This is a genomic window from Klebsiella sp. YJ (genome assembly GCF_002108615.1).
Classification (GTDB): domain Bacteria; phylum Pseudomonadota; class Gammaproteobacteria; order Enterobacterales; family Enterobacteriaceae; genus Klebsiella; species Klebsiella planticola.
On record NZ_MTEG01000005.1, the window covers coordinates 101,777 to 125,677 of the forward strand.

The 23,901-nt window shown below is 56.0% G+C and carries 27 protein-coding genes; 21 read left to right on the forward strand and 6 right to left on the reverse strand.

Annotated features, from left to right (window positions below; genetic code table 11):
• The first annotated feature begins 98 nt into the window (after positions 1-98).
• From pdxB to hisP, 15 genes are all read left to right on the forward strand, one after another.
• On the forward strand, positions 99-1,235 hold the full coding sequence (gene pdxB, locus BV390_RS06370) for a 4-phosphoerythronate dehydrogenase PdxB (protein ID WP_085396730.1): 1,137 nt from the start codon (positions 99-101) through the stop codon (positions 1,233-1,235).
• Positions 1,236-1,297: 62 nt separating this feature from the next.
• A complete protein-coding gene (locus tag BV390_RS06375) occupies positions 1,298-2,311 on the forward strand; it encodes an aspartate-semialdehyde dehydrogenase (protein WP_004865217.1) in 1,014 nt (337 codons plus the stop codon).
• Positions 2,311-3,123, forward strand: coding sequence for a tRNA pseudouridine(38-40) synthase TruA (gene truA, locus BV390_RS06380; RefSeq protein ID WP_004865214.1), 813 nt, complete (start codon positions 2,311-2,313; stop codon positions 3,121-3,123). The genes BV390_RS06375 and truA overlap by 1 nt, the downstream gene beginning before the upstream one ends.
• Before the next feature lie 149 nt (positions 3,124-3,272).
• Positions 3,273-3,932, forward strand: a complete 660-nt coding sequence (locus BV390_RS06385) for a DedA family protein (protein ID WP_004865212.1) — start codon at positions 3,273-3,275, stop codon at positions 3,930-3,932.
• Between the two features lie 200 nt (positions 3,933-4,132).
• Positions 4,133-5,047 carry an acetyl-CoA carboxylase, carboxyltransferase subunit beta gene (gene accD, locus BV390_RS06390; protein ID WP_015583770.1) on the forward strand — a complete coding sequence of 305 codons (915 nt, stop codon included), beginning with the start codon at positions 4,133-4,135 and terminating at the stop codon, positions 5,045-5,047.
• A 189-nt stretch (positions 5,048-5,236) separates the two neighbouring features.
• Entirely contained in the window at positions 5,237-6,505 is a 1,269-nt protein-coding gene (gene folC, locus BV390_RS06395) for a bifunctional tetrahydrofolate synthase/dihydrofolate synthase (protein ID WP_032699073.1), read from the forward strand.
• Complete coding sequence (gene dedD / locus BV390_RS06400; protein ID WP_004865204.1) at positions 6,495-7,193, forward strand: cell division protein DedD; 699 nt, start codon at positions 6,495-6,497, stop codon at positions 7,191-7,193. Before folC ends, dedD begins: the two co-directional genes overlap by 11 nt.
• A 198-nt stretch (positions 7,194-7,391) precedes the next feature.
• Positions 7,392-7,880 carry a colicin V production protein gene (gene cvpA, locus BV390_RS06405; protein ID WP_004865201.1) on the forward strand — a complete coding sequence of 163 codons (489 nt, stop codon included), beginning with the start codon at positions 7,392-7,394 and terminating at the stop codon, positions 7,878-7,880.
• 33 nt (positions 7,881-7,913) lie between these two features.
• Positions 7,914-9,431 (forward strand): amidophosphoribosyltransferase, encoded by a 1,518-nt coding sequence (gene purF / locus BV390_RS06410; RefSeq protein ID WP_032686639.1) that lies wholly within the window; start codon positions 7,914-7,916, stop codon positions 9,429-9,431.
• 134 nt (positions 9,432-9,565) lie between these two features.
• A complete protein-coding gene (locus BV390_RS06415) occupies positions 9,566-10,150 on the forward strand; it encodes a UbiX family flavin prenyltransferase (RefSeq protein WP_032699144.1) in 585 nt (194 codons plus the stop codon).
• A 273-nt stretch (positions 10,151-10,423) separates the two neighbouring features.
• Complete coding sequence (argT, locus tag BV390_RS06420; protein ID WP_004865192.1) at positions 10,424-11,206, forward strand: lysine/arginine/ornithine ABC transporter substrate-binding protein ArgT; 783 nt, start codon at positions 10,424-10,426, stop codon at positions 11,204-11,206.
• A 267-nt stretch (positions 11,207-11,473) separates the two neighbouring features.
• On the forward strand, positions 11,474-12,256 hold the full coding sequence (gene hisJ, locus BV390_RS06425) for a histidine ABC transporter substrate-binding protein HisJ (protein ID WP_004865189.1): 783 nt from the start codon (positions 11,474-11,476) through the stop codon (positions 12,254-12,256).
• Positions 12,257-12,322: 66 nt separating this feature from the next.
• Positions 12,323-13,009, forward strand: coding sequence for a histidine ABC transporter permease HisQ (locus BV390_RS06430; RefSeq protein WP_004865186.1), 687 nt, complete (start codon positions 12,323-12,325; stop codon positions 13,007-13,009).
• Positions 13,006-13,722: a histidine ABC transporter permease HisM gene (gene hisM / locus BV390_RS06435; protein ID WP_004865184.1), complete on the forward strand. Its 717-nt coding sequence runs from the start codon at positions 13,006-13,008 to the stop codon at positions 13,720-13,722. Before BV390_RS06430 ends, hisM begins: the two co-directional genes overlap by 4 nt.
• 7 nt (positions 13,723-13,729) lie before the next feature.
• Positions 13,730-14,503 carry a histidine ABC transporter ATP-binding protein HisP gene (hisP, locus tag BV390_RS06440; protein ID WP_004865181.1) on the forward strand — a complete coding sequence of 258 codons (774 nt, stop codon included), beginning with the start codon at positions 13,730-13,732 and terminating at the stop codon, positions 14,501-14,503.
• A 41-nt stretch (positions 14,504-14,544) separates the two neighbouring features.
• Here the strand turns inward: hisP and BV390_RS06445 are convergent, their stop codons facing one another.
• The 5 genes from BV390_RS06445 to BV390_RS06465 all read right to left on the reverse strand — a co-directional run bounded on the left by BV390_RS06445 (position 14,545) and on the right by BV390_RS06465 (position 18,335).
• Positions 14,545-15,042: a GNAT family N-acetyltransferase gene (locus BV390_RS06445; RefSeq protein WP_004865177.1), complete on the reverse strand. Its 498-nt coding sequence runs from the start codon at positions 15,040-15,042 to the stop codon at positions 14,545-14,547.
• Positions 15,043-15,378: 336 nt separating this feature from the next.
• The gene (locus tag BV390_RS06450; protein ID WP_032686641.1) at positions 15,379-16,272 is read right to left on the reverse strand and encodes a TIGR01777 family oxidoreductase; all 894 of its coding nucleotides are present in this window, start codon (positions 16,270-16,272) and stop codon (positions 15,379-15,381) included.
• Between the two features lie 18 nt (positions 16,273-16,290).
• Positions 16,291-16,653: a dihydroneopterin triphosphate 2'-epimerase gene (gene folX, locus BV390_RS06455; RefSeq protein ID WP_004865171.1), complete on the reverse strand. Its 363-nt coding sequence runs from the start codon at positions 16,651-16,653 to the stop codon at positions 16,291-16,293.
• Between the two features lie 66 nt (positions 16,654-16,719).
• Positions 16,720-17,349, reverse strand: a complete 630-nt coding sequence (gene yfcG / locus BV390_RS06460; RefSeq protein ID WP_015583782.1) for a GSH-dependent disulfide bond oxidoreductase — start codon at positions 17,347-17,349, stop codon at positions 16,720-16,722.
• Positions 17,350-17,420: 71 nt separating this feature from the next.
• Complete coding sequence (locus BV390_RS06465; RefSeq protein ID WP_032695482.1) at positions 17,421-18,335, reverse strand: LysR family transcriptional regulator; 915 nt, start codon at positions 18,333-18,335, stop codon at positions 17,421-17,423.
• A 103-nt stretch (positions 18,336-18,438) separates the two neighbouring features.
• On the opposite strand from BV390_RS06465, the gene BV390_RS06470 reads away from it, so the two are divergent.
• The 4 genes from BV390_RS06470 (at position 18,439) to yfcD (ending at position 21,837) form a co-directional block, all read left to right on the forward strand.
• Positions 18,439-19,857 (forward strand): aldehyde dehydrogenase family protein, encoded by a 1,419-nt coding sequence (locus BV390_RS06470; protein WP_004865161.1) that lies wholly within the window; start codon positions 18,439-18,441, stop codon positions 19,855-19,857.
• A gap of 96 nt (positions 19,858-19,953) precedes the next feature.
• Positions 19,954-20,598 carry a glutathione transferase gene (yfcF, locus tag BV390_RS06475; RefSeq protein ID WP_032686644.1) on the forward strand — a complete coding sequence of 215 codons (645 nt, stop codon included), beginning with the start codon at positions 19,954-19,956 and terminating at the stop codon, positions 20,596-20,598.
• 56 nt (positions 20,599-20,654) lie between these two features.
• Positions 20,655-21,206 carry a phosphodiesterase gene (gene yfcE, locus BV390_RS06480; RefSeq protein ID WP_004865155.1) on the forward strand — a complete coding sequence of 184 codons (552 nt, stop codon included), beginning with the start codon at positions 20,655-20,657 and terminating at the stop codon, positions 21,204-21,206.
• Between the two features lie 58 nt (positions 21,207-21,264).
• Entirely contained in the window at positions 21,265-21,837 is a 573-nt protein-coding gene (gene yfcD / locus BV390_RS06485; RefSeq protein ID WP_004865153.1) for an NUDIX hydrolase YfcD, read from the forward strand.
• Positions 21,838-21,840: 3 nt separating this feature from the next.
• Here the strand turns inward: yfcD and BV390_RS06490 are convergent, their stop codons facing one another.
• Positions 21,841-22,860: a LacI family DNA-binding transcriptional regulator gene (locus BV390_RS06490; RefSeq protein ID WP_004865150.1), complete on the reverse strand. Its 1,020-nt coding sequence runs from the start codon at positions 22,858-22,860 to the stop codon at positions 21,841-21,843.
• Positions 22,861-23,095: 235 nt separating this feature from the next.
• On the opposite strand from BV390_RS06490, the gene BV390_RS06495 reads away from it, so the two are divergent.
• Positions 23,096-23,539, forward strand: a complete 444-nt coding sequence (locus BV390_RS06495) for a PTS sugar transporter subunit IIA (RefSeq protein WP_004865146.1) — start codon at positions 23,096-23,098, stop codon at positions 23,537-23,539.
• Positions 23,540-23,619: 80 nt separating this feature from the next.
• Positions 23,620-23,892 (forward strand): PTS sugar transporter subunit IIB, encoded by a 273-nt coding sequence (locus BV390_RS06500; protein WP_004865143.1) that lies wholly within the window; start codon positions 23,620-23,622, stop codon positions 23,890-23,892.
• Positions 23,893-23,901: the final 9 nt, after the last annotated feature.

Below are 23,901 nucleotides of genomic sequence, written 5' to 3' on the forward strand. Positions count from 1 at the left end.
TCCGTATTGCTGTACAGAGGCCCGGTGATGATGTTCCTGGCGGCGAGATTATGGCACACTTCCCCGGTTTACTCTCGTTCTCAGACAGGTACTGAACCGTGAAAATCCTCGTTGATGAAAATATGCCCTATGCCCGCGAGCTTTTTAGTCGCCTGGGCGAAGTCGAGGCGGTCCCCGGCCGTCCGGTCCCCGTCGATGCGTTGACCGGCGCCGATGCGTTGATGGTTCGCTCGGTCACCAAAGTCAATGAAGCGCTGCTCGCCGGCAAAGCAATTAAATTCGTGGGCACCGCGACAGCCGGTACCGATCATGTCGATCGGACGTGGCTGCAGCAGGCCGGAATTGGCTTTTCTGCCGCGCCGGGTTGCAACGCGATCGCGGTCGTAGAATATGTTTTCTCGGCGCTGCTGATGCTGGCTGAGCGCGACGGTTTCGCGCTGACCGATCGTACCGTCGGGATCGTCGGCGTCGGCAACGTCGGCGGGCGCCTGCAAAAGCGTCTGAAAGCGCTGGGGATCAAAACGCTGTTGTGCGATCCGCCGCGTGCCGATCGGGGAGATGAAGGCGACTTCCGCACCCTGGATGAGCTGGTAGAGGAAGCGGACGTTCTGACGTTCCACACCCCTTTATATAAAGAAGGTCGTTACACAACCCTGCATCTGGCCGATGAGGCGCTGATTCGCCGTCTGAAACCGGGAAGCGTGCTGATCAATGCCTGCCGCGGACCGGTGGTGGATAACGCTGCGCTGCTGGCCTGCCTGCAAAGCGGGCAGGCGTTGAGCGTCGTGCTTGATGTCTGGGAACCTGAGCCGGATTTGAACCTTGCGCTGCTGGATCGCGTCGATATTGGCACTGCGCACATTGCAGGCTACACCCTCGAAGGGAAAGCGCGCGGGACGACGCAGGTTTTTGAAGCCTACAGCGCCTTTATCGGCCATCCGCAACAGGTAGCGCTGGACACGTTGCTGCCAGCCCCGGAGTTTGGTCGCATTACCCTGCACGGCGCGCTCGATCAGCCAACGCTGAAACGATTGGTGCATTTGGTGTATGATGTGCGCCGCGATGATGCGCCGCTGCGAAAAGTGGCCGGCGTGCCGGGTGAATTTGATAAGCTGCGCAAGAATTATCAGGAACGCCGTGAATGGTCATCACTGTACGTGCAGTGCAGCGATGTGCAGGCGGCGACGCTGCTGCGTCAGCTCGGTTTTAATGCCGTACATCACCCCATTCGTTAATGTCTTCTTAATGACCCTGTTGGATACTCCGGCAGGGTCGCTTTTCTCTGGAGTAAACCACCATGTCTGAAGGCTGGAATATTGCCGTACTGGGCGCAACGGGCGCCGTCGGCGAAGCCCTGCTCGACACCCTTGCTGAACGTCAGTTCCCGGTGGGTGATATCTATGCGCTGGCGCGCAATGAGAGCGCGGGAGAGCATCTGCGTTTTAGCGGTAAGTCGGTGATCGTGCAGGATGCTGCCGTATTTGACTGGACCCAGGTACAGCTGGCCTTTTTTGCCGCCGGCGTTGAAGCGAGTGCGGCCTATGTTGATGAGGCGACCAATGCCGGTTGTCTGGTTATCGATCTCAGCGGTCTGTTTGCGCTGGAGCCGGACGTACCGCTGGTTGTGCCGGAAGTGAACCCGTTTGTACTGGCCGATTACCGCAATCGCAACGTCATCGCCGTCGCCAACAGCCTGACCAGCCAGCTGCTGACGGCGCTGAAACCGCTGATCGATGAAGGCGGCCTGTCGCGTATCAGCGTGACCAGCCTGATCTCCGCTTCCGCATACGGTAAAAAAGCCGTTGATGCGCTGGCAGGTCAGAGCGCGAAGCTGCTCAACGGTATGCCCATCGATGATGAAGATTTCTTTGGCCGTCAGCTGGCGTTTAACATGCTGCCGCTGCTGCCGGATCGTGAGGGCAGCGTGCGCGAAGAGCGCCGTATTGTCGATGAAGTTCGCAAGATCCTCCAGGATGAAGGATTGATGGTTTCCGCCAGCGTCGTGCAGTCGCCGGTGTTCTACGGTCATGCGCAGATGGTGAACTTCGAAGCAATGCGTCCGCTGGCGGCAGAAGAGGCACGTGATGCCTTCGCTCGCGGCGAAGATATTGAGCTCTCTGCCGAGCGCGAATTTCCGACTCAGGTCGGCGATGCTTCAGGTACCGCGCAACTCTCCGTCGGCTGCGTACGCAATGATTACGGGATGCCGGAACAGATTCAGTTCTGGTCCGTTGCCGATAACGTGCGCTTCGGCGGCGCGCTGATGGCGGTGAAAATCGCCGAGAAACTGGTGCAGGAGTATCTGTACTGATGTCTGAGATGGAGCAGCAGCCGGTCTATAAAATCGCGCTGGGCATCGAGTACGACGGCAGCAAATATTACGGCTGGCAGCGGCAAAACGAAGTTCGCAGCGTGCAGGAGAAGCTGGAAAAGGCGCTCTCGCAGGTGGCGAATGAACCGATTACCGTGTTCTGCGCTGGTCGCACCGACGCGGGTGTTCATGGCACCGGCCAGGTTGTGCATTTTGAGACCCATGCGCTGCGCAAAGACGCGGCCTGGACGCTGGGGGTTAATGCGAATTTGCCTGGAGACATCGCCGTCCGTTGGGTGAAGCATGTACCGGATGATTTCCACGCTCGCTTCAGCGCTACCGCGCGTCGCTACCGTTACGTCATCTATAATCACCGCCTGCGTCCGGCGGTGTTAAGCCAGGGGGTCACCCATTATCATCAGCCTCTGGATGCGGAGCGGATGCAGCGCGCCGCCCAGTGTTTGCTGGGTGAAAATGATTTCACCTCATTTCGCGCGGTACAGTGCCAGTCGCGCACGCCGTGGCGGAATATTAACCATATTAGCGTCACGCGGTATGGCGCGTATGTGGTGGTAGATATCAAAGCGAATGCCTTTGTACATCATATGGTAAGGAACATTGTCGGCAGCCTGATGGAAGTGGGGGCCGGGAACCAGCCAGAGAGCTGGATAGCAGAACTTCTGGCGGCGAAAGACAGGAAGCTGGCCGCCGCGACGGCAAAAGCAGAAGGGTTGTATCTGGTGTCGGTGGATTATCCGGCCCGCTACGATCTGCCGGTGATGCCGATGGGCCCGCTGTTTCTGGCGGACTAACATTAACGCTTTATCCTTCAGGCTGCCTGCTTGCTGGCTGCATCTGAGCGTTCCGGTCGGGGAATTCTTTCTGCGACCGGAAACGACCGGTTTGTTGTCGCACGGTATCCTGGCCGATTTTGTGTCGTGTCATTAAGGACTCATACAATATGGACCTGATTCGCTTTTTAATTGATTTCATCCTGCATATTGATGTTCATCTGGCTGAGCTGGTGGCCAACTATGGCGTCTGGGTATACGCCATTCTGTTTTTGATTCTGTTCTGCGAAACGGGTCTGGTGGTGACGCCATTCCTGCCCGGCGATTCGCTGCTGTTCGTGGCCGGCGCGCTGTCGGCGCTGCCGACGAACGATCTGAACGTGCATCTGATGGTGGCATTGATGGTCATTGCGGCCATTGTCGGCGATGCGCTGAACTACACTATCGGACGGCTGTTTGGCGAAAAGCTTTTCAGTAACCCTGATTCGAAGATTTTCCGTCGTAGCTACCTGGATAAAACCCATTCGTTCTATGAGCGTCACGGCGGTAAAACGATTATTCTTGCGCGTTTTGTGCCGATCGTCAGAACCTTCGCGCCGTTTGTGGCGGGAATGGGCCATATGTCCTATCGTCATTTTGCAGCGTATAACGTGGTTGGTGCGCTGCTGTGGGTTCTGCTGTTTACCTACGCAGGCTACCTGTTTGGCGATTTGCCGATCGTTCAGGAAAACCTGAAGCTGCTGATTGTCGCCATTATTGTGCTGTCGGTGCTGCCTGGGGTCATTGAAATTATTCGCCACAAGCGCGCGGCGGCGAAGCAGACCAAATAACCCTCCTGCTTTTATCTGCTTCGGGCAGCAGCGTGCTGCCCGAAGAGGGAAGTGTGAGCGGTACGACCACTTTTTTATCCCATGTTACGGGATGTTATGATTTAATGTGCAACATTCATGGTCTGTAAGGGTCAAAAATGGCATTATGCGCCCCTTACGACAAAACTGGCATCGACCAGGTTCAGGCAGAAAGGTTATCAATGAGCTGGATTGAACGAATTAAAAGCAATATCACTCCCACCCGCAAGGCAAGCATTCCTGAGGGTGTATGGACCAAGTGTGACAGCTGCGGGCAGGTTCTGTACCGCGCGGAGCTGGAGCGCAACCTGGAGGTTTGCCCTAAGTGCGATCACCACATGCGTATGTCGGCGCGTAATCGCCTGCATAGCCTGTTGGACGAAGGTTCCCTGGTGGAGCTGGGAAGCGAGCTCGAGCCGAAAGATGTGCTGAAGTTCCGCGATTCGAAAAAATACAAAGACCGTCTGGCGTCCGCGCAAAAAGAGACCGGTGAAAAAGATGCGCTGGTGGTCATGAAGGGCACTCTGCACGAGATGCCAGTTGTCGCAGCAGCATTCGAATTCTCCTTTATGGGCGGCTCGATGGGTTCGGTTGTTGGCGCTCGCTTCGTGCGCGCGGTAGAACAGGCGCTGGAAGATAATTGCCCGCTGATTTGCTTCTCCGCTTCCGGCGGCGCGCGTATGCAGGAAGCGCTGATGTCGCTGATGCAGATGGCGAAAACGTCAGCCGCGCTGGCGAAAATGCAGGAGCGTGGTTTACCGTATATCTCCGTACTGACCGACCCGACCATGGGCGGCGTATCGGCGAGCTTCGCCATGCTGGGCGATCTTAACATTGCGGAACCGAAAGCGCTGATCGGCTTCGCGGGTCCTCGCGTTATCGAGCAGACCGTACGTGAGAAACTGCCGCCGGGCTTCCAGCGCAGTGAGTTCCTGATTGAAAAAGGGGCGATCGATATGATCGTTCGTCGCCCGGAAATGCGTCTGAAGCTGGCCAGCATCCTGGCGAAGCTGATGAATCTTCCGGCGCCCAGCCAGGACGTCTCTCACGAAGGTGAGGTGGTGCCACCGGCACCGGATCAGGAACCAGAGGCCTGATAATTCGGAGGGCAGGCCTGACGGCGCTGCCCTTTTTTAATTCTATGCGCCATCATTCAAACTGCGGCGCGGCGGAAAGGCTAAAGCCCCGTCAGGGCCCGGTCCAATGGACAGCGTGGGTGACGAGCGCTGCCGGCAAGAGGCAGTTTGAAGGATGAAGCGTATTTACCGTTAACACTCGCGGACATCATGGAAAAAGAACCTATTCCTCAGGCCACGTCGCCCCTGGCTACGTGGCTTTCCTATCTGGAACATCTGCACAGTAAAACCATCGATCTGGGGCTGACCCGCGTGAGCGAAGTCGCCGGACGAATGGCGGTGTTAAAGCCGGCGCCGTTCGTCTTTACGGTGGCGGGGACCAACGGTAAAGGAACCACCTGCCGCACGCTGGAGTCTGTGCTGATGGCGGCGGGCTACAAGGTGGGGGTTTACAGTTCACCGCATCTGGTGCGCTATACCGAGCGCGTGCGAGTACAGGGCGCGGAGCTGCCGGAAGCGGCGCATACCGCCTCTTTTGCTGAAATTGAAGCCGCGCGCGGTGAGATTTCCCTGAGCTATTTCGAGTTTGGTACGCTCTCTGCACTGTGGTTGTTTAAGCAGGCGCAGCTCGACGTGGTGATCCTTGAGGTTGGTCTCGGCGGGCGTCTTGATGCCACCAATATCGTTGATGCGGATGTGGCGGTGGTAACCAGCATCGCCCTGGATCATACTGACTGGCTGGGGCCGGATCGGGAAAGCATTGGCCGCGAGAAGGCCGGTATTTTCCGTGCCGGTAAACCGGCCGTCGTTGGCGAACCGGAGATGCCCCATACCATCGCAGAGGTAGCCGCCGGGAAAGGCGCAACGCTTCTGCGTCGCGACGTCGACTGGCGCTATGCCGCCGGTGCGCAGACGTGGTCATTCAGTGACGGGGAGGGGACACTGGCAGATTTACCGTTGCCTCAGATTCCGCTGCCGAATGCCGCAACGGCGCTGGCGGCGCTGCGAGCCAGCCGACTTCAGGTGAGCGATCGGGCGATTCGCGACGGTATTAAACAGGCCATGCTGCCGGGGCGTTTTCAGATAATCAGCGAAACGCCGCGCGTTATTCTCGATGTGGCGCATAACCCCCATGCGGCAGCCTGGCTCGCCGGACGTCTCAAAAGCCTGTCGAAAACGGGGCGCGTGCTGGCGGTTGTTGGTATGCTGCATGATAAGGATATTGCCGGCACGCTGGCAAACCTGACGGCGGAAGTGGATAGCTGGTACTGTGCGCCTCTGGAGGGGCCGCGCGGTGCAACGGCGCAACAGCTGCAGGAGCATTTGCACGCAGGAAAAGCTTACGCCAACGTGGCTCAGGCCTGGCATGCGGCGATGGCCGATGCCAGGCCGGAAGATACGGTACTGGTGTGTGGTTCATTCCATACGGTGGCGCATGTAATGGAAGAAATAGAGGCGGGGAGAATCGGTGGCGAGTAAGTTTCAGAACCGTTTAGTCGGGACGATTGTACTGGTAGCGCTGGGGGTGATTATCCTCCCGGGACTGCTTGACGGTCAGAAAAAGCATTATCAGGACGAGTTCGCGGCCATTCCACTGGTGCCAAAACCGGGCGATCGCGATGAGCCGGATATGCTTCCGGCGGCGACTCAGGCCCTTCCGGCCCAACCGCCGGAAGGGGCGGCGGAAGAGGTCAGAGCGGGGGACGCCGCTGCGCCGTCATTGGATCCGTCGCGTATTCCGGTTAACAGCAACAGTTTCGATGATGTGCAGGAGCCGGTGGTCGCGCCGAAGCCGCAGCCCAAACCGCAGCCTCAGCCTAAACCGCAGCCTCAGCCGCCGAAGCCGGTTGAGAAGCCGCAGCCGCAGCAACAAACCGTTGCCCAGACGCCGCCGGCGAAACCGGCAGAGATCCCTGCTCCGACCGGCAAAGCCTATGTGGTACAGCTCGGTGCGTTGAAGAATGCGGATAAGGTCAACGAAATCGTCGGTAAGCTGCGTTCCTCCGGGTTTAAGGTCTACACGTCGCCTTCGACGCCGGTTCAGGGTAAAATTACCCGTATTCTGGTCGGTCCCGATACCTCAAAAGATAAACTGAAAGGGCAGCTTGGCGACCTGAAACAGATCTCCGGCCTGAGCGGTGTGGTCATGGGATATAGCCCCAACTAATCTTGCCCCTTGCCGCGCTGATGAGGGGCGAAGCTCCTGTCTGACGCGCTTTCAGGAGGCGCAAGGCAACATGGCGTTGAATGTTTTTTCAGCGCCATTTTTATTTCTGTAGGGCACGGAAATCCCTACGCAAACGTTTTCTTTTTCTGTTAGAATGCGCCCCGAACCGGACGACAGGGCGTAAATCGTGGGATGTTTATGGTCTGGATTGATTACGTCATTATAGCGGTGATTGGTTTTTCCTGTCTGGTAAGCCTGATCCGCGGCTTTGTTCGTGAAGCGTTATCGCTGGTAACCTGGGGATGTGCTTTCTTTGTCGCCAGTCATTACTACACTTACCTGGCTGTCTGGTTCACGGGCTTTGAAGACGAAATGGTCCGCAATGGGATTGCTATCGCGATACTGTTTATCGCAACGCTTATCGTTGGCGCCATCGTTAACTATGTGATTGGCGCACTGGTTGAGAAAACGGGCCTGTCGGGTACCGACAGGGTGTTAGGGATCTGTTTTGGCGCCCTGCGTGGCGTGCTGATTGTCTCTGCGATTCTGTTCTTTCTCGATAGCTTTACCGGTATGGCGAAAAGCGAAGACTGGCAAAAGTCAGAGCTTATCCCGCAGTTCAGTTTCGTTATCAGATGGTTTTTTGACTATCTGCAAAGCTCGTCAAGTTTCTTGCCCAAAGCATAAGCGTTGGGATGTGGCTGAACGAGGAAAAGACGTATGTGCGGTATTGTCGGTATCGCCGGTGTTATGCCGGTAAACCAGTCGATTTATGACGCGTTAACGGTGCTTCAGCATCGTGGCCAGGATGCCGCAGGCATCATCACTATTGATGCAAATAACTGTTTCCGTTTGCGTAAGGCGAACGGACTGGTGAGCGACGTTTTTGAAGCTCGCCACATGCAGCGTATGCAGGGCAATATGGGGATTGGCCATGTTCGCTATCCTACGGCGGGCAGCTCAAGTGCCTCCGAAGCGCAGCCTTTCTATGTCAACTCACCGTATGGTATTACGTTGGCGCATAACGGCAATCTGACCAACGCGCACGAGCTGCGCAAGAAGCTGTTTGAAGAAAAACGCCGCCATATCAACACCACCTCTGATTCTGAAATCCTGCTCAACATCTTCGCCAGCGAGCTGGATAACTTCCGTCATTACCCACTGGAAGCGGATAACATTTTTGCCGCGATTGCCGCCACCAACCGTCAGATCCGCGGCGCCTACGCCTGCGTGGCGATGATTATCGGTCACGGTATGGTCGCGTTCCGCGATCCGAACGGCATCCGCCCTCTGGTGTTGGGGAAACGTGATGTTGGCGATGGTCGTACCGAGTATATGGTGGCCTCCGAAAGCGTGGCGCTGGATACCCTGGGCTTCGAATTCCTGCGCGATGTGGCGCCGGGTGAAGCGGTCTATATTACCGAGAAGGGCCAGCTGTTTACCCGTCAGTGCGCCGAGAATCCGGTCAGCAACCCGTGCCTCTTTGAGTACGTCTATTTTGCTCGCCCGGACTCGTTTATCGACAAAATTTCCGTCTACAGCGCGCGCGTCAATATGGGCACCAAACTGGGTGAGAAGATTGCGCGCGAGTGGGAAGATCTGGACATCGACGTGGTCATTCCGATTCCGGAAACCTCCTGCGATATCGCGCTGGAAATCGCCCGAATCCTCGATAAACCCTATCGCCAGGGCTTCGTGAAAAACCGCTACGTTGGCCGCACCTTTATCATGCCAGGTCAGCAGCTGCGCCGGAAATCCGTACGCCGTAAGCTCAATGCTAACCGCGCAGAATTCCGGGATAAAAACGTCCTGCTGGTGGATGACTCCATCGTGCGTGGCACCACCTCGGAGCAGATTATCGAGATGGCGCGCGAAGCCGGCGCGAAAAAAGTCTATCTGGCTTCCGCGGCGCCAGAGATTCGTTTCCCGAACGTTTACGGCATTGATATGCCGACGGCTACCGAGCTTATCGCCCACGGTCGCGAAGTGGACGAAATCCGCCAGATCATTGGCGCTGATGGTCTTATCTTCCAGGATCTGAACGATCTGATTGATGCCGTACGTGTGGAAAATCCGGATATTCAACAGTTTGAATGTTCGGTATTTAACGGCGTATACGTCACTAAGGATGTGGACCAGCAGTACCTCGATTATCTCGATTCCTTACGTAATGACGATGCGAAAGCGGTGCAGCGTCTGAACGAAGTGGAAAATTTAGAGATGCATAACGAAGGCTAATTGACCCTGGCGTTGTGAAAAGCCCGCCGTCATACGACCGCGGGCTTTTGTGTTCTTACCGCGTGGCCGCAAGGCTTGCGTCCGCTGCTATAATCCGGCAAAGTCTGCCCCATTATGTGGAAGAGGGCATCATCGTGAAACGACTTATTATTGGTATCTCTGGCGCCAGCGGCGCCATTTACGGTGTGCGACTGCTTCAGATTTTACGCGATGTGCCTGATGTCGAAACGCATCTGATCATGAGCCAGGCAGCGCGGCAGACGCTGGCGCTGGAGACCGAGTACTCTCTGCGGGAAGTGCAGGCGCTGGCGGATGTGGTCCATGATGCGCGCGATATCGCCGCCAGTATCTCGTCGGGGTCGTTCAAGACGGCCGGAATGGTGATCCTGCCTTGCTCGGTGAAAACGCTTTCTGGCATTGTTCACAGCTATACCGATGGTCTGCTGACCCGCGCGGCGGACGTGGTCCTCAAAGAGCGTCGTCCGCTGGTACTGTGCGTGCGGGAAACGCCGTTCCATCTCGGGCATCTGCGCCTGCTGGTGCAGGCGGCAGAGATGGGAGCGGTGATTATGCCGCCGGTTCCGGCCTTCTACCATCGCCCGCAAACCCTCGATGATGTGATTAATCAGACGGTCAACCGGGTTATCGATCAGTTCGATATTACCCTCCCGCAGGATCTGTTTACCCGTTGGCAGGGACCTTCGGACGCACTAAAGTAGTGCGTGCCGTGAACTTTTGCGCCTCCGCAGTGCAATTTTGTCGCCTCGATCAAATCCTCAACATTTAATTTGTTTTTTTGCGTTCGGCCACTGCGGTTTGTCCGTCAATGCTGTTATCTTCCCTCTTAAGACAATCCTGCAACTTTATATTAACAAATTTAACGCTGTTTCCAGCACGCACTGAGAAGATGGCATAAAACCTGCAGGATGAGTCGGCTACACATAACGAAACAACGCACCATATAACAACATCACGACACTTAAGGGTATTGTATGAAGAAGACGATCCTGGCCCTCTCTTTAATCATGGGAATCAGCAGCGCTTCCAGCGTTTTTGCCGCGCTTCCGCAAAGCATTCGTATCGGTACCGATGCCACCTACGCGCCTTTCTCCTCGAAAGATGCGAAAGGGGATTTCGTGGGTTTTGATATCGATTTGGGCAATGAGCTGTGTTCGCGTATCAAAGTAAAATGTACCTGGGTGGGGAGCGACTTTGATTCATTGATTCCCTCGCTGAAGGCGAAGAAAATTGACGCCATTATCTCTTCCTTATCGATTACTGAAAAACGGCAGCAGGAGATTGCCTTCTCTGACAAACTGTATGCCGCTGACTCCCGTCTGATTGCGCCAAAAGGCTCATCAATCCAGCCGACGCTGGAATCCCTGAAGGGCAAACACGTCGGGGTACTACAGGGTTCCACTCAGGAAGCGTACGGCAATGAGCGCTGGCGTAGCCAGGGCGTGGATGTCGTTGCCTACCAGAACCAGGATCTGATCTATTCCGACCTTGCTGCCGGCCGACTTGACGCTGCGCTGCAGGATGAAGTCGCCGCCAGCGAAGGCTTCCTCAAACAACCCGCCGGTAAAGATTTCGCCTTTGCCGGTCCCTCTGTCAAAGATAAAAAATTCTTCGGTGATGGTACCGGCATTGGCCTGCGTAAAACCGATGGCGAGCTGAAAGCCGCTTTCGACAGTGCGTTGGCTGAAATGCGTAAAGACGGAACCTACGACAAAATGGCGAAGAAATACTTCAACTTCAACGTCTACGGTGACTAAACACGCCGCGGGCCCGGGAAACCGGGCCTGAGGGATTTCGTATGTCCACGATTGCACTAAATTGGTGCAAATTTACCTGCAGTGTTCCGATTTGGTGCATAAAAGGCGGTTTTGTCGCGTGCTTAGTGCATAGTTAAGCGTTTATGGTGCGAAATAATTGGCTTCCGGGCGCAGAATGCTTTGCCTTACCGGGGCGAATAATGGCACGATAACTGGCGTAAGTACTTCTAATAAACTCGTTAGAATGACAGTCTGTTGAGGATAGTTATGAAAAAACTGGCGTTGTCTCTTTCTTTAGCGCTGGCCCTTTCCAGCGTTAGCACGGTATTCGCAGCCATTCCGCAAAAACTACGTATCGGTACCGATCCAACTTATGCCCCGTTCGAATCGAAAAATGCGCAGGGTCAGTTGATTGGTTTTGACATCGATTTGGCAAAAGAGCTGTGTAAGCGTATCAATACGCAATGTACCTTCGTTGAAAACCCGCTGGATGCGCTGATCCCTTCTTTAAAAGCGAAGAAAATCGATGCGATTATGTCTTCGTTGTCCATTACCGAAAAACGTCAGCAGGAAATTGCTTTCACCGACAAACTTTACGCGGCGGATTCCCGTCTGGTCGTGAAAAAAGGCAGTGATATCACGCCGGATCTCGCCAGACTGAAAGGCAAGCGGATCGGTGTGCTTCAGGGGACCACCCAGGAGACCTACGGTAATGAGCACTGGGCACCGAAAGGCATTGAAATTGTCTCCTACCAGGGCCAGGACAATATCTATTCCGACCTGACCGCCGGGCGCATCGACGCGGCGTTCCAGGATGAAGTCGCCGCGAGCGAAGGCTTCCTCAAACAGCCTGTTGGCAAAGATTACCAGTTTGGCGGTCCGTCGATTAAGGATGAAAAACTGTTTGGCGTCGGTACCGGCATGGGCCTGCGTAAAGAGGACAACGAGCTGCGTGAGGCGTTAAATAAAGCCTTCGCGGATATGCGCAAAGATGGCACCTACGACAAGCTGGCAAAAAAATATTTCGATTTTAACGTGTACGGTGACTAAGCATCATACGTACCCCATCGCGCGCATGTTGGCGCGCGATGGTCGATGACAGACAGGGCAGACAGCATGCTGTACGGGTTTTCACAGGTTATTTTACAGGGCGCTCTGGTCACGCTGGAGCTGGCTCTTAGTTCGGTTGTGCTGGCGGTCCTCATTGGTCTGGCGGGTGCCGGAGCTAAGCTATCGAGCAATCGACCGCTGGCGCTGGTATTTGAAGGCTACACCACGTTAATTCGCGGCGTGCCCGATCTGGTGCTGATGCTACTGATTTTCTACGGTCTGCAGATTGCGCTGAATACGCTCACCGACGCACTGGGACTATCGCAGTTTGATATTGACCCGATGATCGCGGGGATTATTACGCTGGGCTTTATCTACGGCGCCTATTTTACTGAAACCTTCCGCGGCGCTTTTATGGCGGTTCCGAAAGGTCACATCGAAGCGGCGACGGCCTTTGGCTTCAGCAACGGCCAGACCTTCCGGCGGATCCTCTTTCCGGCAATGATGCGCTATGCATTACCGGGAATTGGCAACAACTGGCAGGTTATCCTCAAGGCAACGGCGCTGGTCTCTCTGCTGGGTCTGGAGGATGTGGTCAAAGCCACCCAGCTGGCAGGGAAAAGCACCTGGCAGCCGTTCTACTTTGCGATTGTCTGCGGCCTGGTTTATCTCGTGTTTACAACCGTTTCCAATGGTGTACTGCTGCTGCTTGAACGCCGTTACTCCGTGGGCGTGAAGAGGGCTGACCTGTGATTGAGATTATTCAGGAGTACTGGAAATCGCTGCTGTGGACCGACGGCTACCGTTTTACCGGGGTGGCCATCACGCTGTGGCTGTTAATTTCCTCGGTGGTGATGGGCGGCATTCTGGCGGTGTTTCTTGCTATCGGGCGCGTCTCAAGCAACAAATACATTCAGTTTCCGATCTGGCTGTTTACCTATGTGTTCCGCGGTACGCCGCTGTATGTGCAGCTGCTGGTGTTTTACTCCGGGATGTATACGCTGGAAATCGTCAAAGGCACCGAGCTGCTGAACGCCTTTTTCCGCAGCGGCCTCAACTGTACGGTGCTGGCCTTAACGCTCAATACCTGCGCCTATACCACGGAGATTTTTGCCGGGGCGATCCGTTCCGTCCCTCCCGGGGAAATTGAAGCGGCGCGGGCCTATGGTTTCTCATCGGTCAAAATGTATCGCTGCATTATTTTGCCGTCTGCGCTGCGTATCGCGCTGCCAGCGTACAGCAACGAAGTGATTCTGATGCTGCACTCCACCGCGCTGGCTTTTACTGCCACCGTGCCGGATCTGCTGAAAATCGCCAGGGATATTAACTCGGCGACCTATCAGCCGTTTACCGCCTTCGGGATTGCCGCGGTGCTCTATTTAATTATTTCGTATGTGCTGATTAGCCTGTTCCGCAAGGCGGAAAAGCGTTGGTTGCAGCATATAAAACCTTCTTCGACGCATTGAGACCGCCATGTCCGACAATAAATTAAATGTTATCGATCTCCATAAACGTTACGGCGAGCATGAGGTGCTGAAAGGCGTCTCGTTACGGGCGCAAGCCGGGGACGTTATCAGCATTATCGGTTCATCGGGTTCCGGTAAAAGTACCTTTTTGCGCTGCATTAACTTCCTGGAAAAGCCCAGCGAAGGCACGATAGTGGTTAACGGGCAGAATATTGGTCTGGTCCGCGACAAAGACGGTCAGCTGAAGGTCGCAGATAAAAACCAGCTGCGCCTGCTGCGTACGCGCCTGACGATGGTGTTCCAGCATTTCAACCTGTGGAGCCATATGACAGTGCTGGAAAACGTCATGGAAGCGCCGATTCAGGTTCTCGGGCTGAGTAAGCAGCAAGCGCGCGAGCGGGCGGTGAAATATCTGGCGAAAGTGGGCATTGATGAGCGCCAGCAGATCAAATACCCGGTGCATCTCTCCGGCGGTCAGCAGCAGCGCGTCTCCATTGCGCGTGCGCTGGCGATGGAGCCCGATGTGCTGCTGTTTGACGAACCGACTTCCGCGCTTGACCCTGAACTGGTAGGGGAAGTGCTGCGTATCATGCAGAAGCTGGCGGAGGAGGGGAAAACCATGGTGGTAGTGACCCATGAAATGGGCTTTGCGCGCCATGTCTCGTCGCACGTCATTTTCCTGCACCAGGGTAAGATTGAAGAAGAAGGCCATCCGGATGAGCTGTTCGGCAATCCGAAAAGCCCCCGCCTGCAGCAGTTCCTGAAAGGCTCCTTGAAGTAAGCCTGCGGTCTCTCCCGGCGAAACAGTTCGCCGGGAGCAGATTACCGCTCCAGCCGATATACCCAGTCATCGTAATCGACGCCGTTCAGGTGGTAGGCTTTTTCCAGCACCTGAATCCGCACAAAACCGTGTTTTTCCAGCAGACGCGCCGACCCGATATTGTCACCCAGTACCCAGGCGTTAATGGCATTGACGCCGAGTTGGCTAAAGCCGTAATCGCATATCGCCCGCAGCGCTTCACTGGCATATCCCTGACCCTGTGCCTCCGGGATGAGGGCATATCCGACATCGGCTTCATGCGGGTTTTTACTGCTGATGCGCAGGCCAATATCACCGATGGCCTCACCCTTTCTATCGCGTAGCACAAATACGCCGGGATCCGTGCAGCGCGCAGCAAACAGGGGGCGCAGCGCGGGTTCATCGAGCATTTCGCCCATAAAGCGCATCACTTCGCGATCGCGACGCAGGCGGAGGAAAAACGGCCAGTCGGCTTCCGTAAACGGAGAAAGCAGCAGTCGGGGGGTTGTTAAGGTCATCATTTGCAGGTTGTTCGGTGGATCGTTAGCTCACCTTAACACCAGAAAGTACCGGATAATATGATCTTATACCGCTCGTGGCGGTGGATTACCTGACAGCAGGTGAAGTCGGGCAAGGCGCGTCGAGCCCGTGAAACTAGCCCAGTACGGTTTCGCCAGGCGGTGAGGCGCGCAGCTGCAGAGCCAGATTCAGGTTATCGATCGCCAATAGAATCGCCGGTTCAGGCAGACGCAGGCATAATCTTCACCGCGATAATGAAGGCGGGTACCACTGGCGATGGACCATCGGGGACCCTCCCGGCAGAGCGGTAACTCTCCCGGGAGGAAAATGGGCCGCGTTTACCCGACGATATTTCTTAGCGCTTCTTCCAGATCGTACCAGCGGAAGCCAAAACCGGCATCCTCCAGGCGCCGGGGCAACGCCCGCTGCCCGCCGAGTACCAGTACCGACGACTCTCCCATCAGCAGGCGAATCGCCGTTGCCGGTACGCGGAAAATTGCCGGACGATTCAGCACATGCCCGAGAGAATGAGCAAACTGTTCATTGCGGACCGGATAAGGGGAAACCATATTGAAAGGCCCGCTGAGATCGTTATCCAGCAGCCACAGAATACCGTTGACCATATCATCGATATGAATCCAGGCCAGATACTGCCTGCCGTTACCAATAGGGCCACCGAGACCAAGCCTGAAAAGCGGCATCATTTTGGCCAGAATCCCGCCGGTCGACGCCAGCACCACGCCGGTGCGCAGCAGGCAGACGCGGGTGCGGTCGCTTTGCGCCTCGCAGGCCAGCTGCTCCCAGCGGACGCAGAGTTTATGGGTGAACTCATTGTGCGGCGGCTCATCTTCGGTCACCACCACTTCCCCGAGATCGCCGTAAAAGCCTACGGCAGAACCGCTGATCAGCACTGAGGGTGGCGTATCGCTGGCGTTGAACAGATTCACCAGCTTTTGAGTGATATCCCAGCGGCTGTGACACAGGCGCTGCTTTTGCTCTGTCGTCCAGCGTTTGTCGGCGATAGGTTCGCCCGCCAGATTGATGACGGCATCAATATCATTGAGGTGATGATGGCCTTCGAAACCGCGCCACAAGGTGACGCGGGCATCCAGCCGGGTTTGCGCTTTTTCCGGGCTGCGCGTTGATACCGTTACGTGATGCCCAAGCTCCAGCAGCCGGGGGATCAGATGCCGGCCAATCAGGCCGGTACCGCCAGTAAGCAGAATCCTCATAGCGCCTCCCTAAGAAGCTTAGCGTCGCCAGCTCATGGTCATTGAGACGGAGTCGGCGTAGCGCAGTGCATAAAGTTTATCGATCTCAACTTCAGCATAAGTGACCCAGTGATGTTCGCATGCGATGTCGAGCACATCCTGAGTTAATTTTTCCAGCAGCGAGAAGCGGTTATTCTCAATATGGCTGATGATACGCTTGGTAATCGTGCGGTAATTCAGCGCATCGTTGATATCTTCACTGTTGCGGGACCGCTCCGCCGGGTAGTGAATCGCCACATTGATCACCACATCCTGGCGGTTAGCGATTTCTTCTTCTTTGATTCCAATAAAAGTACGTAAGCGTAGGTTCTTTATACGAATAATGGCGTCTGGCTGAGACATTGCAGGCTTCCTCCGTGTTGTCATTTCCGCAATCATACATGAAAGCAAGCCATGCGAGCAGGGGGGTTATTGGTGTTGTATTTTTATCAGCGCCTGCCCGGTGGCCGGACGCTGACGAATGCGTTCAAACCAGTTATGAATCGCCGGAAAATGTGCGAGATCAATACGCTGGCGAGGGTGGGCGCGAATCCACGGCCAGCAGGCAATATCGGCAATACTGTAATGTTCGCCGCCGAGCCATGGGCTGACCTCCAGACGACGGTTCAGTACGTTGTACAACCGCTGGGTCTCGACCTGATAACGCTCTATGGCATAGGGCACCGCCTGCGGCGCGCTGTGGTTGAAATGGTGGTTCTGCCCCAGCATAGGGCCTAATCCGCTAACCTGCCAGAACAGCCACTGGAGCGTGGTATGGCGCTCACGCAGCTCGCCGCTGAGCAGTTTTCCTGATTTTTCTGCCAGATAGAGCAGGATTTCCCCGGACTCAAACAGGCCGAGCGGCGCTCCACCGTCAACGGGGAGGTGGTCGACGATGGCGGGAATTTTATTATTCGGCGAGAGAGCGAGAAACTGCGGGCGAAACTGTTCCCCTTTATTGATATCGACCCGAATCAGGCGGTAGGCCAGCTGCGCCTCTTCGAGAAAGAGAATAATTTTCTGGCCGTTAGGGGTGGGTGCGTAGTAAAGGTCGATCATGGTGACTCCCGCCGTGGTAGGTCGCACGTGTTCGAGTATAGGCGACCTGCCGTCATCCGGGAGGCGGGGGGCTAAATTTTGCCCGCAGGGTCGGGATGGTCGCGCAACTCGTGCACCAGGCTGATAAAAGCCTTCAGCCCGGGCGGAACGTGGCGGCGGCCGGGATAATAGAGGCGTAGACCGGCAAACGACGGGCACCACTCATCCATCACGCTGACGAGCTTGCCGCAGGCCAGATCTTCCTTGATAAACCAGTCCGAGATATAGGCCAGTCCAAGGCCGGCGAGTACCGCACAATGGATGGCGCCCATTTCGCTGAGGGTAATACGCGGCGGGACGTTCACCGTCAGCTTGTGTTGCTGGCGCTCCAGCTCCCAGTGATAGAGTCCGCCGTGTGACATACGCATCCCGATGCTCTGATGATGCAGCAGATCTTCCGGGCTGTGCGGAATGCCGCGGCGGGCAAAATATTCCGGCGCACCGACGATACGCATCCGCACATCGGGCGTCAGCGTGACGGCAATCATATCCTGCGGCAGCGACTCCGCCAGGCGAATGCCGGCGTCGTAACCTTCGGCGACAATATCGATCAGCCGCGACTCGGTGGTGATGTCGAGACGCATGTCCGGGTAGCGCTTGAGGAAGGTATCGAACAGTCCAAACAGCAGGGCAACGCTCTCGCGTGGCGCATTGATGCGCAGCGTGCCGGTCGGCATTTCCGGTTGAGTGGCAATCTCTTCCGATGCGCGCTGAATTTCTGCCAGCGCAGGCGCCACGCGCTCGACGTAGCGTCGCCCGGCCTCCGTCAGCGCGACGCTACGGGTGGTGCGGTTAAACAGGCGTACGTTGAGCCGCGCCTCCAGTCCGGCGACGGCGTTGCTGATGGCGGTGGCCGACATGCCCAGCTCCCGGGCAGCCGCTCGGAAGCTCTGGCGGTGGGCAACGGCAAGGAGGACTTCCAGTTCAGTAAGACCGCTACGGTGCATGATTATCCCGATTTTCGTGACAGGCTGTGTTGATTATACCCTCTTATCGGGGCAATACGTCGACTCTATACTTCCCTTCATCAAACCAATGAGGAAGACGAAGATGCTGCACATCGATAAAATTTATATCAACGGTGAATTTGTCACCCCGCACGGCAGCGAAACCTTTGCGCTGTTCAACCCGGCGACGGAAGAGATGATTGGCCAGGCGCGGCTGGCGGACGAAGAGGATGCCCGGCGAGCGATTGCCGCCGCAAAAGCTGCCTTTCCTTGCTGGTCACGGACGACGAAACAGCAGCGTCTGGATGTCCTTGAGCGGATGTACCAGGCCGTCCGGGCGAGAGAGGCGGATTTACTCGAGGCGATTGTCACCGAATATGGCGCCCCGGCTTCGCGCTCGCAATGGATGGCGACATGGCCGGCGCAAACCATTAAGCAGGCGATGGAGACGCTGGCGAGCTTCGAATTTGTTGAACCGGCGGGGCGTGCGCAGGTGGTGATGACGCCGGTCGGCGTGGCGGGGTTGATTACGCCGTGGAACAGCGATGCCGGTTTTATCTGTAGCAAGCTGGCGACGGCGATGGCGGCAGGCTGTACGGCGGTGATTAAACCCAGCGAGATGAGCGCCTGGCAGACGCAGATCGTCACCGAAGCGCTGCACGCGGCGCAGATCCCCGCCGGGGTCGTTAACATCGTGACCGGACGGGGCGAAGTGGTGGGGGATATTATTAACCATCACCCCGATATTGCTAAAATTTCTTTCACCGGTTCTACCGCCGTAGGGAAACATATTATCGAAAGCGGGGCGCAAACGCTGAAACGCGTCACGCTGGAACTTGGCGGTAAATCACCGACCCTCATTCTGGATGATGCCGATGTGCAGCAGGCTGTGCCCCTGGCGCTGGCGGCCGGGTTTATGAATAGCGGACAGGCCTGCATCGCCGGGACGCGAATTCTGGTGCCTGCCGGGCGTCTGGCGGAGTTTGAACAGGCCATCGTGCAGGGAATGGCGGAGTATATCTCCGGCGACCCGCGCGACGCGCGAACGACGATTGGTCCGATGGTCAGTCGGAAGCAGTGGCAACGGGTGCAGGATTATATTCGCCTGGGGCAGCAGGAGGGGGCAAGATTGCTCATTGGCGGTGAAGGGCGACCGCAGGGCATGGAAAAAGGCTGGTGTGTGAAACCGACCGTATTCAGCGATGTCCACAACCAGATGCGCATTGCGCGAGAAGAGATCTTTGGCCCGGTGCTGGTACTGATTCCCTATCAGGATCAGGCGCAAGCCATCGCAATTGCCAATGATACGACCTATGGCCTGAGCGCCCTGGTATTAAGCGGCGATCGGCAGCGTGGTCAGGAGGTTGCGCTGGCGATAGAGTCCGGGCGCGTACTGGTCAATACCCTTGAACATGAACCGCAGGCGCCGTTCGGTGGCTTCAAGCAATCCGGTCTGGGGCGTGAAATGGGCAAATGGGGGATGCAGGCTTATCTGGAGCCGAAAACGATGATCATCGGCTAGCCGTCAGGGGATGCAAAATCCTCATGGTGCGGTAAGTGACATCCCTTAAAAGACAGGATATGTTGACTTATCGCCCCATAATTTATTGAGGATGCCATGAGCCAGCCCGCCATTACCCTGTGGTCCGATTCGAGCTTTTTCTCGCCGTACGTAATGTCTGTCTACGTTGCCCTGCAGGAAAAAAGCCTGCCATTTACTCTCAAAACCATCGATCTCGATAGCGGTGAAAATCAGCAGCCTGGCTGGAAAGGTTACACCGTGACCCGCCGCGTGCCGTTGTTAGAGGTGGAGGCGTTCGCGCTTAGCGAATCGTCCGCGATTAGCGAGTATCTGGATGAACGTTTCGCCCCGCCGGAGTGGGAGCGGCTCTATCCCCACGATCTGCAAAAGCGGGCCCGGGCGCGGCAGGTGCAAGCCTGGCTACGCAGCGATCTGCTGCCCATCCGCGAGGAGCGCTCTACCGACGTGGTGTTCGGTGGGCAAAAGAAACCGGAGCTTAGCGCCGCGGGCCGCAAAAGCGCGGAAAAATTATTCGAAACCGCTGCTGAACTGCTGGCCCACGGCGGCAATAATCTGTTCGGTGAGTGGTCGATTGCCGATACCGATCTCGCCCTGATGATCAACCGGCTGGTGCTTAACGGCGATGCGGTTCCGGAGCCGCTGGCGGACTATGCGACATTCCAGTGGCAGCGGGCGTCGGTGCAGCGTTTTGTCGCACTGTCAGCTAAACGCGCGGGCTGATTCGCGGCAGCGGTTCCGCTATCATAGGCGCATCGAAATGCGTGGAGACGGAAGAAATGAAGCTGATGTTTGCATCGGATATTCATGGTTCCCTGCCCGCTACTGAACGCGTTCTGGAACGGTTCGCGCAAAGTGGGGCGCAGTGGCTGATTATTCTCGGTGATGTGCTCAATCATGGGCCGCGTAATGCGTTACCCGAAGGCTATGCGCCGGCGGACGTCGCTGTGAAGCTCAACGGCGTCGCGCAACGCGTGATCGCCGTTCGCGGCAACTGCGACAGCGAAGTCGATCAGATGCTGCTGGATTTCCCTGTCACTGCACCCTGGCAGCAGGTGCTGAGCGAACGCACTCGCCTGTTTCTGACCCACGGGCATCTGTACAGCCCCGAAAATATGCCTCCTCTCGCCGCTGGCGATGTCCTGGTTTATGGTCATACTCATATTCCGGTAGCCGAGAAGCGCGGCACTATTTTTCTCTTCAATCCCGGCTCGGTCAGTATTCCCAAAGGGGGATTTTCCGCCAGCTATGGCCTCATGGAAGGGGACCGACTACAGGTTTTAGCACTTGATGATCATCAGGTTATTGCAGAGGTTGCAATTAACCCGTAATTTACCCCCCAACCGTAAAGACGCGCCGCGAGAGCGCTTTCAAAAGTAAGGTTTCCTGATGGCGGAACAGAACGATTTGGCAAGCACAGAATGGGTAGACATTGTTAATGAAAACAATGAGGTGATAGCGCAGTCCAGCCGCGAGCAAATGCGCGCGCAGTGCCTGCGTCATCGGGCAACCTATATTGTTGTTCACGATGGGATGGGCAAAATCCTGGTGCAACGTCGTACCGAGACCAAAGATTTCCAGCCGGGCATGCTGGACGCTACCGCCGGTGGCGTGGTGCAGGCCGATGAGCAGCTGCTGGATTCGGCTCGCCGGGAAGCGGAAGAAGAGCTGGGGATTGCCGGCGTGCCGTTCGCCGATCATGGCCAGTTCTATTACGAAGATAAGCATTGTCGCGTCTGGGGGAGCCTGTTTAGCTGCGTGTCGCACGGCCCCTTTGCCTTGCAGGAAGAGGAAGTAAGCGAAGTGTGCTGGCTGACGCCGGAAGAGATTACCGCTCGCTGCGATGAATTCACCCCGGATTCGTTGAAAGCGCTGGCGCTGTGGATGACCCGCAACGCCAATAATGACCAGGTAAAAGCGGAAAAACCGGAAAAACCAGAAAAACCAGAAGCAGCCGAATAGCCTTTAGCAGCTATCCCGCAGACATAAACTGGAGACGATCGCCTTCCGGTCGCTCCAGTCACCATCGTTAAGCCGTTCCAGCAGCGCCCGCCCGGCCTCAATGCCAATCTTATGGTGCGGTACCGTCATGGTTGTTAACGGCGGCTGGCACACCCGGCTCACATCGCTGTTGCCAAACCCGACAACGGCCAGATCGTCAGGCACTTTGATGCGTCGCCGCTGGCATTCATATAGCACCCCGCAGGCTAGCTCATCTGATACGCAGACCAGGGCATCCAGTTCCGGCCACGCCAGTAAAAATTCCGGCAGCTGGGAGGCACCGGTGGAGAAATTCGGTGGCAGGGCGGCGTTAATCACCCTGTTGGGCGACAGATGATGGCGCAGCAGCGCCTTATACCACCCCTGCAGGTGTTGCTGAAAAATCCACTGCTCCTGGTTAGCGCACAGCAGGCCGATATTCTGATAGCCGCGCTTAATGACCATTTCCGTCAGTTCATACATGGCGGCAACATTATCGATACCGATATTCATATCAATCGGGTCGGCGCGCATCGCCCCCATTTCCATGACCGGAATAGAGGCGTTTTTTAACCAGTGGCGCACGGTATCGCTGTGCTCGACGCTCAGCAGAATCGCCGCGGCAATATTGGAAGCTAACAGGGTTTCCAGCAGCTTTTCTTCCTGTTCCAGGCGGTGCTGTGATTCCGCAAGCATTATCTGGTATCCCGCGGGCTGTAATACCTGCTGCAGACCGGCAAACATGGCCGAACATCCCGCCTCGGCAAGATTAGGTACCACCATCGCGATGGTCCACGATGAAGCGGACGCCAGTGCGCTGGCGGCAAGATTGGGCATATATCCCAGTTCCTGCACCGCGGCTTCGATTTTTTCGCGCAGTTTATCGGAAACCTGTTCAGGGGTGCGCAATGCGCGTGAAACGGTCATGGTTCCCACGCCGGCAAGCTGGGCAACGTCGGCGAGAGTCACTTTACCGGTACTACGCCGTTTTCGGGTTAGAGACATACGAATTCCTGCAGAGCAGATGCTTTTACCATCATCCTTTATTTCACCTTTCACGGAGTATACGCCTTAAATCCTTTTTTTTGCTGTGTTTTCCTCGGTAAAATGCGAATTGATAGCGCTATCACAATTTTGAATGTTAGCCGATGGTAGCGCTATCTTTGTGACCGTAATCGCAGTTAACTGTTGTCAGCTTGAATAGAGTTTGCTCATCGCGGGCTTACTGATGGGGGACAACATGCTGGAAAAATGGATCTCTGATGCAACTATTACGCAGCAGAAAAGCGTAGCGGACTGGCGGCAGGCCCTGGAACTTTGCGCCAGACCGCTGCTGGCTACGGGGGTTATCGGCCCTGAATATATCACCGCCATTGTCGACCAGCATCAAAAGCTGGGGCCGTATTATGTTCTGGCGCCCGGTCTGGCGATGCCGCATGCCCGTCCGGAGGAGGGGGCCAAAGGGTTAGGGCTGTCTCTGCTCAAGCTGGAAGAGGGCGTCGCATTTGGCGCTGAAGAGTTTGACCCGGTGGATGTTATCGTGATGCTCGCCGCTCCCGATAAGCATAGTCATATTGAGATGATTTCCGCCCTCGCAGAATTATTTTCCAGCGAGGAGGAAATGGGGAAATTACATCAGGCGACAACCCTGGAGGATATTAAAAAAATAATCGCACGTTTCTGATTTAATTTTATAACCTGATTTCACCGCACATTACGCGCGAGCGTAATGCGGACGCCCTCTACTTAAAAAAGGTGATAATGATGAAAATTATGGCAATTTGTGGCTCCGGCCTCGGCAGCAGTTTTATGGTCGAAATGAATATTAAGAAAGTGTTGAAAAAACTCGCTATCGAGGCCGAAGTTGAACATTCCGATCTGTCATCGGCGACCCCCGGTGCTGCGGATCTGTTCGTGATGGCGAAAGATATTGCCGCCAGCGCCAGCGTACCGGAAAGCCAGCTGGTGGTGATTAAAAACATCATCGATATTAATGAACTCGAAGCGCAGCTGCGCGCATGGTTCGATAAACAATAACCTTATTTT

Excerpts from the sequence above, each read along its gene's own strand:
- BV390_RS06375 (WP_004865217.1), top strand. The coding sequence starts at position 1,298 with ATGTCTGAAGGCTGGAATATTGCCGTACTGGGCGCAACGGGCGCCGTC.
- truA (WP_004865214.1), top strand. The coding sequence starts at position 2,311 with ATGTCTGAGATGGAGCAGCAGCCGGTCTATAAAATCGCGCTGGGCATC.
- BV390_RS06385 (WP_004865212.1), top strand. The coding sequence starts at position 3,273 with ATGGACCTGATTCGCTTTTTAATTGATTTCATCCTGCATATTGATGTT.
- accD (WP_015583770.1), top strand. The coding sequence starts at position 4,133 with ATGAGCTGGATTGAACGAATTAAAAGCAATATCACTCCCACCCGCAAG.
- folC (WP_032699073.1), top strand. The coding sequence starts at position 5,237 with ATGGAAAAAGAACCTATTCCTCAGGCCACGTCGCCCCTGGCTACGTGG.
- cvpA (WP_004865201.1), top strand. The coding sequence starts at position 7,392 with ATGGTCTGGATTGATTACGTCATTATAGCGGTGATTGGTTTTTCCTGT.
- purF (WP_032686639.1), top strand. The coding sequence starts at position 7,914 with ATGTGCGGTATTGTCGGTATCGCCGGTGTTATGCCGGTAAACCAGTCG.
- argT (WP_004865192.1), top strand. The coding sequence starts at position 10,424 with ATGAAGAAGACGATCCTGGCCCTCTCTTTAATCATGGGAATCAGCAGC.
- hisJ (WP_004865189.1), top strand. The coding sequence starts at position 11,474 with ATGAAAAAACTGGCGTTGTCTCTTTCTTTAGCGCTGGCCCTTTCCAGC.
- BV390_RS06430 (WP_004865186.1), top strand. The coding sequence starts at position 12,323 with ATGCTGTACGGGTTTTCACAGGTTATTTTACAGGGCGCTCTGGTCACG.
- hisP (WP_004865181.1), top strand. The coding sequence starts at position 13,730 with ATGTCCGACAATAAATTAAATGTTATCGATCTCCATAAACGTTACGGC.
- BV390_RS06445 (WP_004865177.1), bottom strand. The coding sequence starts at position 15,042 with ATGATGACCTTAACAACCCCCCGACTGCTGCTTTCTCCGTTTACGGAA.
- BV390_RS06450 (WP_032686641.1), bottom strand. The coding sequence starts at position 16,272 with ATGAGGATTCTGCTTACTGGCGGTACCGGCCTGATTGGCCGGCATCTG.
- folX (WP_004865171.1), bottom strand. The coding sequence starts at position 16,653 with ATGTCTCAGCCAGACGCCATTATTCGTATAAAGAACCTACGCTTACGT.
- yfcG (WP_015583782.1), bottom strand. The coding sequence starts at position 17,349 with ATGATCGACCTTTACTACGCACCCACCCCTAACGGCCAGAAAATTATT.
- BV390_RS06465 (WP_032695482.1), bottom strand. The coding sequence starts at position 18,335 with ATGCACCGTAGCGGTCTTACTGAACTGGAAGTCCTCCTTGCCGTTGCC.
- BV390_RS06470 (WP_004865161.1), top strand. The coding sequence starts at position 18,439 with ATGCTGCACATCGATAAAATTTATATCAACGGTGAATTTGTCACCCCG.
- yfcF (WP_032686644.1), top strand. The coding sequence starts at position 19,954 with ATGAGCCAGCCCGCCATTACCCTGTGGTCCGATTCGAGCTTTTTCTCG.
- yfcE (WP_004865155.1), top strand. The coding sequence starts at position 20,655 with ATGAAGCTGATGTTTGCATCGGATATTCATGGTTCCCTGCCCGCTACT.
- yfcD (WP_004865153.1), top strand. The coding sequence starts at position 21,265 with ATGGCGGAACAGAACGATTTGGCAAGCACAGAATGGGTAGACATTGTT.
- BV390_RS06490 (WP_004865150.1), bottom strand. The coding sequence starts at position 22,860 with ATGTCTCTAACCCGAAAACGGCGTAGTACCGGTAAAGTGACTCTCGCC.
- BV390_RS06495 (WP_004865146.1), top strand. The coding sequence starts at position 23,096 with ATGCTGGAAAAATGGATCTCTGATGCAACTATTACGCAGCAGAAAAGC.
- BV390_RS06500 (WP_004865143.1), top strand. The coding sequence starts at position 23,620 with ATGAAAATTATGGCAATTTGTGGCTCCGGCCTCGGCAGCAGTTTTATG.